Raw genomic sequence first — 9,910 nt, forward strand, 5'->3', positions numbered from 1 at the left:
ATTAAAAATTTATTGAAGATTTTTAGGAGAGGTTGATTGTCGTCGTAGATCAGAAGATTTGAGGAAAGATAAGAGCAAAATTTTTCTAATCAAAAGCAGCTTGATGAGCCAGATCTTGTGCTTAGCTCATCAATTTTTTGATCTTATAATTTGAAATTAAAGTAAATGATTAGGTTTTATGACTTGCAAGCAGAATGCTAGTTTCACTGTTATAAATACCTGAAATATTCCTGATTCTTTCTAAAACTTTGTCGAAGTTTTCTAAAGTATCAGAGCGTAGCTCGACCAAAATGTCCCATTTGCCATTGGTTTTATGTAGACATTCCACGGCACTTTCTAGGCGTAATTCTTTAATCACAGACTGCGCTTTGGTCCCTTCAACCATAATGCTCATCCATGCGCGGATGACGTTGCGTTCAGCATTGGGTTTAAACCGTACTGTATATCCTGTAATGATCCCCGAAGACTCAAGATACTCCATTCTTTTTTTAATAGTTGCTCTTGAAACGTGAACTTTTTCGGCTAACTCGGTAACAGACATCCGTGCGTTATCTTTAAGTAAACCTAAAATAATTTGATCAATGTTATCCATATTGTAATTGTCAATTATCAAATTGGTAAAAAATAATTCATTTTTGACTGAATTACAAATTTTGTGAATCAATTTGATTTTGAATAATAGGGTCATCAACTAACCCTCATAATTTTAATTTAATGGACTAGATAAAATGAATAATTTTGCAGTTTTACGTAGTGACTTTAACGAGTGGATGGTTCCAGTTTTTGCACCGGCAAATTTCATTCTGGTACGTGGCGAAGGTTCACGTATTTGGGATCAAGAAAATAAAGAATATATCGATTTTGCAGGTGGGATTGCAGTAAACGCATTAGGTCATGCGCATCCAGTGGCAGTAAATGCTTTAACAGAACAAGCAACAAAACTTTGGCATGTAGGCAATGGTTATACAAATGAACCCGTTCTACGTCTTGCAAAACAACTTACCGAAAATACATTTGCAGACAAGGTTTTCTTCTGTAACTCAGGTGCAGAAGCGAACGAAGCAGCATTAAAACTGGCGCGTAAAGTTGGACTAGACAGCGGCGTTGCTGGCAAAAGTGGCATTGTGGCATTTAATAATGCTTTCCATGGCCGTACCTTATTTACCGTTTCAGCGGGTGGTCAACCTAAATATTCACAAGACTTTGCACCACTTCCAAATGGTATTAACCATGTTGCCTTTAATGATTTAGAAGCTGCAAAAGCGGTGATTAATGAGCAAACATGTGCAGTCATTGTTGAACCGATCCAAGGTGAAGGCGGCGTTATTCCTGCTGACATCGAATTTTTAAAAGGTTTACGTGCACTGTGTGATGAGTTTGGTGCCTTACTTATTTTTGATGAAGTGCAAACAGGTGTTGGTCGTACAGGTGCACTTTATGCCTATATGAACTCTGGTGTTATTCCAGATGTGTTAACGACTGCAAAAGCACTAGGTGGCGGTTTCCCGGTCGGTGCAATGTTAACAACCGATAAGTTTGCTCCGCATTTTTCTGTCGGTACACATGGTACGACTTATGGTGGTAACCCGTTAGCAAGTGCGGTAGCAGGGGCTGTATTTGAGTTTATTAATACACCTGAAGTGCTGAATGGCGTTAAAGAGCGTCATGATTATTATAAAAAAGCTTTAAATAAATTAAATGAAAAATATGAAGTCTTTAAAACGATTCGCGGTGAAGGCTTATTGCTTGGTTGTGCCTTAAAAGATGAATTCGCTGGTAAAGCAAAAGACATTAATAACCTTGCGGGCGAAGAAGGTTTACTGAGTCTTATTGCAGGTCCAAATGTTGTACGTTTTACGCCGTCTTTAATTATTCCATTTGCTGATATTGATGAAGGCCTAAAACGCTTTGAACATGCGCTTGCTCGCTTTGTTGAAATTCAAAAGGATGAACAAGCAGCATGATGATTATTCGTTACATCGAACCTAAAGATGTTAATGACCTTTACCTGTTGGCACAAAAAGCAGGTTTTGGTTTGACATCTTTGCAGCCAAATATGGAAAAGTTGGCTGCACGTATTGAACGGGCCTGTAAAACAGTTACAGGCGAACTCCCAAAGGCAGATCAGGTTTATTTATTTGTTTTAGAAGATACTGAACTCAACAAAGTTGTCGGTGTTTGCGGAATTGAAGTTGCACTTGGTTTAAAAGAGCCTTGGTATAACTTCCATGTTGGGACACAAGTGCATGCTTCTGAACCCTTAAGTGTTTATAACGCTTTACCGACTTTGTATTTGAGTAACGACCATACCAACTGTAGTGAGCTTTGTACTTTATTTTTAGACCCTGACTATCGCTTAAATAAAAATGGCAAATTTTTATCTAAAGTCCGTTTCTTATTTCTCTCAGCATTCCGTCAATATTTTGAAGAAACGATTGTTGCTGAAATGCGTGGATACTCTGATGCAAATGGACAGTCACCATTTTGGAATGCGGTAGGGCATAAGTTTTTTAATATTGAATTTACCAAAGCCGATTATTTAAGTGGAGTCGGGCAAAAGGCTTTTATTGCTGAGCTAATGCCAAGACATCCACTCTATGTCGATATGTTACCTGATGATGCGAAAGCCGCGATTGGCATTGTGCACCCGAATACTCGACCAGCCTACAACCTCTTGCTTGAAGAAGGACTGCGCTATAAAGGCTATATCGATATTTTTGATGGTGGTGCAACGCTGCAAGCAGATATCGAAAATTTACGGGCAATTAAAGAAAGTCAGTCTGTAACGGTTCAAATTGAACAACCTGAAAATATCGCTGTAGGGGATGAAGCTTACATTGTGGCTAATGATGATTATGAAAATTATCGCGCCATTCTTGTGTATAGCCAGCCTCATCAGAACATATTGCAGTTAACAAAAGAACAGGCAAACCAATTGAATGTTGAAAATGGCTCTTTAGTTCGGGTGCTCAGTGTTCACGTTAAACGGGCTTCTAGTCCAGAAGTGGTCAATAAACTCAAAGAGACTGAACATTTGCGAATGGCTGTTAATTAAGCGGAAATTACTACACATTTCACCAAATTTAAGAAGGAATACTATATTATCGCTAGCGCAAGATTGGTATATAGATAAATACAATCTTTCTCTCTGAGCTGGAATTAATTAGCCTGCTTTTTTATATAAAGGGTAAATCAATAAAATATTAATTAGTTTATATATTTTAATTGTTTATCGAAATTATATTTTGGAAAGTAGACTAATATAATAATGAAGGAAAGGATTGATGAATAATTTTTATTGTTATAGGTAATAGCTTTTAAAAAGGAATTTATAAGTTTTTAAGTGGTTTAATAATATTATTAACATGATTTAATGGACTAAATTAATAATCATATAATTTGTTTATTATTAAAGCATTTACGACGGTTGCTATAAATTGGAGTAAATATTACATGAGTAAGAATAACGGAAAGCAGTTCCTGGAAGGAGATCTTCTTGGCAGTCAACATATGACTGAGCAAGAAGAAGAGAAATTGCAGCGCTCATTGACAAATCGTCATATTCAAATGATCGCAATCGGTGGTGCAATTGGTACTGGATTATTTATGGGTTCCGGGAAAACATTAAGTGTTTCGGGTACTTCAATTGTTTTAACCTATTTAATTATTGGTTTCTTCTTTTTCTTCGTGATGCGGGCAATGGGTGAATTGTTGCTTGCCAACACGAATTTTAAAACCTTCGCCGATTTTGCAACAGCTTATCTCGGTCCATGGGCGGGGTTTTTCCTTGGTTGGTCCTACTGGTGTAACTGGATTATTACTGCGATTGCCGATGTGATTGTGATCGGAGGGTACATGCAGTTTTGGTATCCCGATTTACCCGTCTGGATTCCAGCATTTACATCATTAGCGATCTTGACCATACTCAATTTTGTGGCCGTTCGATTGTTCGGTGAACTTGAGTTTTGGTTCTCACTCATCAAAATTACTGCAATTATTCTATTTATTCTGGCTGGTATTTATTTAATTGGGACCGGATTTACTTCTCCAAATGGGGTTAAGGCCTCAATGAGCCATTTATTTGAAACAGAGTCGATGTTTCCTTATGGTGTAACTGGTTTCTTGGCAGGTTTTCAAATTGCCATATTTGCGTTTGTGGGGATTGAGCTGGTTGGTACGACTGCTGCTGAAACCAAAGACCCGCACACCTCACTTCCAAAAGCCATTAACTCTATTCCTTTACGCATTTTATTATTTTACGTGGGAGCATTGGTTTGTATTATTGCCGTCACATCTTGGGCTAAGGTTTCACCAGAAAAAAGCCCGTTTGTAGAAATGTTTACTTTAGTTGGGTTACCAATTGCGGCAGGTTTAATCAACTTTGTTGTTGCGACTTCGGCTTTATCTTCTGCAAACAGTGGAATCTTTGCGACCAGTCGTATGTTATATGGTCTAGCATTAGATAACGATGCACCTAAAAGCTTTAGTAAGCTCTCAAAAAGAAAAGTTCCAATTCGCGGACTCGTATTTTCAATGGCGTGCGTAACGGTTGGAACATCTATTTTATTTATTGTGCCTAATGTCATGACAGCATTTACGATTATTTCAGCACTGACTTCAATTTTATGTATTTTTACATTCATGTTGATTGTACTTTCATATATTTATTATCGTAAGAAAAGCCCTGAACTACACATCCAATCAAAATATAAAATGCCGGGTGGTTTATTTATGGCATGGATGACTATGTTATTTTTAGTGTTTACTATCGTAATTTTGGCTTTGGACCATGATACTTTAATTGCACTGGAGTGCTCACCAATCTGGTTTATTGGTTTATTTATTGCCTATAAATATAAAAAGAAAAAGATAATGCAGCTTGATATTTTAAAAGAACAAAAGGTTGATTATATCTAAGTCGATTATAGTTGTTTTTATATTAAAGCTAGGTAGGTGCCTAGCTTTTCTTATTTTTAAGGTTAGAGAAAAGAACTAAAAAATCAGAATAAATATAGTAAATTGCTTATATTTTAAGCGAATGTTGGGTTTTTAACTGAATATATTAAAATTGTCTCTTTTTTTATTAATACCTGTATAAAATATAAAAAAATATATTAATTATATATTTAAAAAGCTTTTAAAAATCATTAGACTATGGAGCTTATATGGGGTTTAACTAAATTAGAATCAAGTTGTGATATTAATTCTTTAGAAGAACTTACATATATTAAATACTTTCTTAATTTAATACTTAAAAAATAAGAAGAGGCTGCATCATGGTTGCGATTGTATCAGGTAATGGTTTAGGTTTATTTAATAGCTCATTAAACCAGCTTGGAAAACGAGGGGTACAAGGAAATGCAAGCTTTGGGCAGTCCCGGATAGAAGATTATATTAATATTGCCGAAGGGAATCTGGTGATTCGCCAGCAGGGCTATAATCTGTCAGCCACAGGACAGGATATTCAATCCGTCCAGACCTATAATTCTAAAGGTTTATTAAATAATAATGCCCAGTGGAGCGGGGAGTGGAGCAGACGACTGAGTTTAGTCGGTAACTTAAATGAAGCGGGCAGTAAAATTATTGTCACTGCCGAAGATGGCCACGAAACAACGTTTAACTTTTCCTCTGCCAACACTTATATTTCTAAAGAAGGCGATGGGGCATACGACAAGCTTAGCATTTCAGGCACGACCTGGACCGTCACCAATGGAAAAACGCTTGCCCGAGAAATCTATACGTATGATGCGGTCAAAAAGACAGGCCGTTTGACCGGTATTCAGGATAATAATGGCACCAACCTGGTATATAGCTATGACAGCACAGACCGCCTGATTTCTATTCGGGATAATATCAGTTTAAATGAGCTGATCTATCAATATGATGGAACCAGTAACCGGATTAAAAGAATTGATACTAAAGTCGGCGGGGCGATCAGCCAGAATGTCTATTATGAATATGACACGGCCAATCGCCTGACTAAGGTCATTACTGACCTCACACCAAGTGATAACCTGATTACCGATCAAAAGGTGTATACCACTACCTATGCTTATGATGGCAGCTCTTCGCGTATTGCAAGTATCACGCAAAGTGATGGCAGTAGTGTACAGTTTGGCTATGAGCTGGATACGGCAAACAATGTTTACCGGGTCACAAGCGTTAAGGACAGCCAGGGCACCACCACCTTTAGCTATACTGCTAACAAGACCACGGTGACCAATAGCTTACAAGAGGTATGGGAATATAGTTACGATGCCAATCGGCAGTTAACCAGCATCAAGAATGCCAATGCCGAGGTATCAAGCTTTAGTTATGATGCGGATGGCAATGTACTGACCATTACGGATAATGAAAGTAATAAGCTCACTTACCGCTATGACAGTAATGGTAATTTAACCGAAGAATACGGCCCGACCGGTAAAGCCATTAAATATAGCTACACCAATAATACCCAGCTTGCCACTGTCACTGAATATCTCACGCTCGCGGTGAAAGATGCCAGCGGGAACTGGGTCTTACCAGCGACAGGTGAGACCAAGAGTACCCAGTATCTGTATGATGCCCAACGCCTACGCTTTGTGATTAGCGCTGAAGGTGCGGTCGTAGAATATATCTATAATGATAAAGGCCAGCTGGTCAGTAAAGGCGGCAATTATCAGGCCAAATATACCAGTACCATGACCTATGCGGCTGTAGATACCTGGGTAAAAAAACAGCTAAAAAAAGAGCTGAGCAGCTATGAATATGATGTGTATGGCAACTTAAAAAAAGAAATCCACTATAGCTCAATTGATGCTACTGCAGATGCTACGACAGGGGTAATCAAGAACTTGGGGATTGTGGATGATGCCGCCGAGCTGATTGACTATGTCTATGATGCGCGTGGTTTATTATTGCAGAAGATCACCCGTCGTGGTGCGGACCGAACCACTGCCGGCACAACGGCAGCATCGAGCGTACAGTCGTTTGCCTATGACGGAATGGGGCGTGTACTTTCAGAAGTGGGAAGTACAGGCACCACCAGCTATAGTTATGGGGCTAGTAAAATTACCGTCACGAACGCAGCGGGTTTAAGTACGGTTCAAAGCTTTGACAGTTATGGCCGTTTAACCAGCACTGTACAGACTGCCACCAATCTACCGGATCGTACCACCAGCTATCTGTACAATGAAGCGGGACGTCTGATTTATAGCAAGCAGCCGAGCGGTTATGAGCAATTTAATTTCTACGACAAGAAAGGCCGTTTAACCGGTGTGGTCGACAGTTCAGGTCTGTTGACTGAATATGTCTATAACAAGAATGATTTACAAACCAAGGAAATCCGTTATGCCACTGCGGTGAGCAGTGCAGGATGGCTTGCCAACGGGGTGGTGAGTAAAAAACGCGTCGAAGAGATCCGTCCTGCAGTTGCCGGTCTGGACCGGGTGGTGGAGAAGAGTTATGACAGCAGTAGCCGACTGATCAGTGTTAAACAGGCTAATGGCTTAATCACTGAATATAGCTATGACAGCTATGGCAATATTACTCAGACTAAAGCTGGCGACCGGATCAGCCGCTACTTCTATAATAAAGACAACCTGCAGGTGGCTGCCTTGGATGCCGAGGGCTATCTGGTTGAAACGATTTATAACAGTGCCGGCCAGAAAGTCCAGGTGAACCGTCACAGTAAAGTTACGACCGAGAGCTTGCGTGCGACCGGGACGTTGGCACAGCTCAAACCAACCGGTACAGATAACACGATACTGAGCAGTTTCTATTTTTACGATGCGCAAGGCCAGTTGATTGGGACAGTGGATGAAAAGAAATTCGTCACGGCCTATTTATATAACCAAAAAACCAATAGCGTAACCACACGTCAGTATGCCTTGGCCACCACCGCGACTGTGAGCAGTACCAGCGTGTGGGCAGATATTATTAAGTTACCTGCAGATAACACCTATCAAGACAGCACTAAATCTTACGATCTGCAAGGGCGTTTGATCAAAGTGGTTGATCCCCGTCAGGGAACTACCAGCTATGTCTATGATGAGGCGGGGCGTCTCATTAAGGAGACGCTGGCTGCGAACACAACCAATGAACGTGTTGCCTATACCCGCTATAACGCCTTTGGTGAAGTCACCCAGGTGTTAAGGGGGGAAGCGGCCAATCAGTTAACGAGCGGGATGACGGCTGATCAGGTTGAACAGGTCTATAACCAGTATGCGGTTAAATCCTTCTATGATGCAGCAGGCAGAAAAACCCAGGTCATGAGTGCGGCAGGGCAACTGACCACATTTTATTATGACAAAGCAGGCCGTCTGACTCATCAGATCAATGCCGAAGGCAATGTGGTTGAAACCGGTTATAGTCTGTTTGGTGAAGTTGCCAGCAGCACGCAATATAGCAAGAGCCTGGCGGCTACAGCCACCGATCTGGCTACAGGTACTACAGCCCCGAGTGCGTTGGCGAATGCGGTGGGTGTCGGCAAGAACCTCAAAGGGGGTGAGCTGACCACGACCTTTAGCAGTTTAGTGACAGCGATTAAAGATGCGACCAGGGACCGCATTGAAAAACTTGAATATGACAAGCTGGGCAAAGTCAGTAAAAAGACCGATGGGCTTTCTAATAGCATTGCATCAGTTTATAACCTGTATGGTGAGCTGGAACAACAGACCCAGCAGGTGACGTTAGGAGCCACCAAAACCACACTACAAAGCAGCTATGCCTATAGCAAACGAGGCGAGCTGACGAGTACCATTTTAGACAGCACCGGCTTAAAAAACACCACACTTAAGCAGTACGATGCCTATGGCCGTGTGATCACGGAAACCGATGCCAATGGTAATGTTACCCGCTTTGATTACAGCCAGGATCAGGGTCGTATCATCCAAGTGACCTCAGCAGATCAAGGGGTCACCAAAACCACTTATGATGCCTGGGGGCGTCAGCTTATTGTTAATCGCAACAATAACCTGACCAGTTATACCTATAATGATCAGGCGAAGACCCTAACGGTTAAAAGCCCGGAAGGTTTGCAGACCACCACTCAATATAATGAGTTTGGTGATGTGGTGCAGGTTACACAGGCCAATCAGGGTAAAAGCACTTATTTATATAATGATGATGGACAAAAGACCAAAGAGACCAATGCGGTAGCGGCGACCACCAATTATGTATATGACAAGAAAACAGGGTTATTAAGCGAAAGCACCGATGCGGTCGGAGTAAAGACCAGCTATTACTATGACAATGCCAACCGGGTCATCTCGCAGATTGTTACATTATCTGCGACCGAGAGCCAGGAAACCAGCTATAGCTATGATGGTTTAGGCCAGCGTCTTGAAGTGATAGAGGCCAAAGGCAGTGCCAATGAGCGGGTAACCCAGTATGGCTATGACAAGGCCGGGAACCTGATCTCAGTCACTCAGGATGCCAAGGGCCTTAAACTGTTGACCAGCTATAGCTATGATGAGACCGGACGTCAGGTCAAGGTAACCGATAAGGGCCTGACCACGGTGTATACTTATGATGCGCTGGGACGACGGATTTCCGAGGTGAAAGACCCGGGTGGACTGGCCTTAAAGGTTGAGTATCGTTACGATGCCAATGGTAATGTCACACGTAAGATTGATGAGGCGGGCAATAGCAGCTGGTATGTCTATAACGCGATGAACCAGCTGGTCTATACCATTAATAGCCTGGGCGTTGTCAGCGGATCGGTTTATGATCTCAATGGCAAGGTGATTGCCCAATATCAATATACCGCCTTACAAGATGTCAGTAGCTGGGCGAGCAAAGATATCGTGACTGCTGCCAATGTAACGGTCAGTAAAACCACGGCCAACCTGAGCCGCTTTGTTTACAATAAAGATGGGCTGGAAATCTACCGGGTTGATGCCGAAGGTGCAGTGACTGAAACCCAATATAA

At 41.3% G+C, this 9,910-nt stretch carries 5 protein-coding genes; 4 read left to right on the plus strand and 1 reads right to left on the minus strand.

Going from position 1 to position 9,910, the window contains the following annotated elements:
• Positions 1-169 precede the first annotated feature (169 nt).
• Complete coding sequence (locus J663_RS06895; protein ID WP_002001056.1) at positions 170-592, minus strand: Lrp/AsnC family transcriptional regulator; 423 nt, start codon at positions 590-592, stop codon at positions 170-172.
• A 136-nt stretch (positions 593-728) separates the two neighbouring features.
• Here J663_RS06895 and J663_RS06900 point away from each other — a divergent pair, with 136 nt between their 5' ends.
• From J663_RS06900 to J663_RS06915, 4 genes are all read left to right on the plus strand, one after another.
• The gene (locus tag J663_RS06900) at positions 729-1,964 is read left to right on the plus strand and encodes an aspartate aminotransferase family protein (RefSeq protein WP_033848718.1); all 1,236 of its coding nucleotides are present in this window, start codon (positions 729-731) and stop codon (positions 1,962-1,964) included.
• Positions 1,961-3,055 (plus strand): arginine N-succinyltransferase, encoded by a 1,095-nt coding sequence (astA, locus tag J663_RS06905; protein ID WP_033848720.1) that lies wholly within the window; start codon positions 1,961-1,963, stop codon positions 3,053-3,055. Before J663_RS06900 ends, astA begins: the two co-directional genes overlap by 4 nt.
• A 398-nt stretch (positions 3,056-3,453) precedes the next feature.
• Positions 3,454-4,917 (plus strand): amino acid permease, encoded by a 1,464-nt coding sequence (locus J663_RS06910; protein ID WP_033848721.1) that lies wholly within the window; start codon positions 3,454-3,456, stop codon positions 4,915-4,917.
• A gap of 359 nt (positions 4,918-5,276) precedes the next feature.
• Positions 5,277-9,910 (plus strand): RHS repeat protein (locus J663_RS06915; RefSeq protein ID WP_033848724.1); only part of this gene is annotated, 4,634 nt, incomplete at its 3' end.

The sequence above is a fragment of the Acinetobacter sp. 826659 genome, assembly GCF_000588515.1.
Taxonomy (GTDB): Bacteria; Pseudomonadota; Gammaproteobacteria; order Pseudomonadales; family Moraxellaceae; genus Acinetobacter; species Acinetobacter pittii.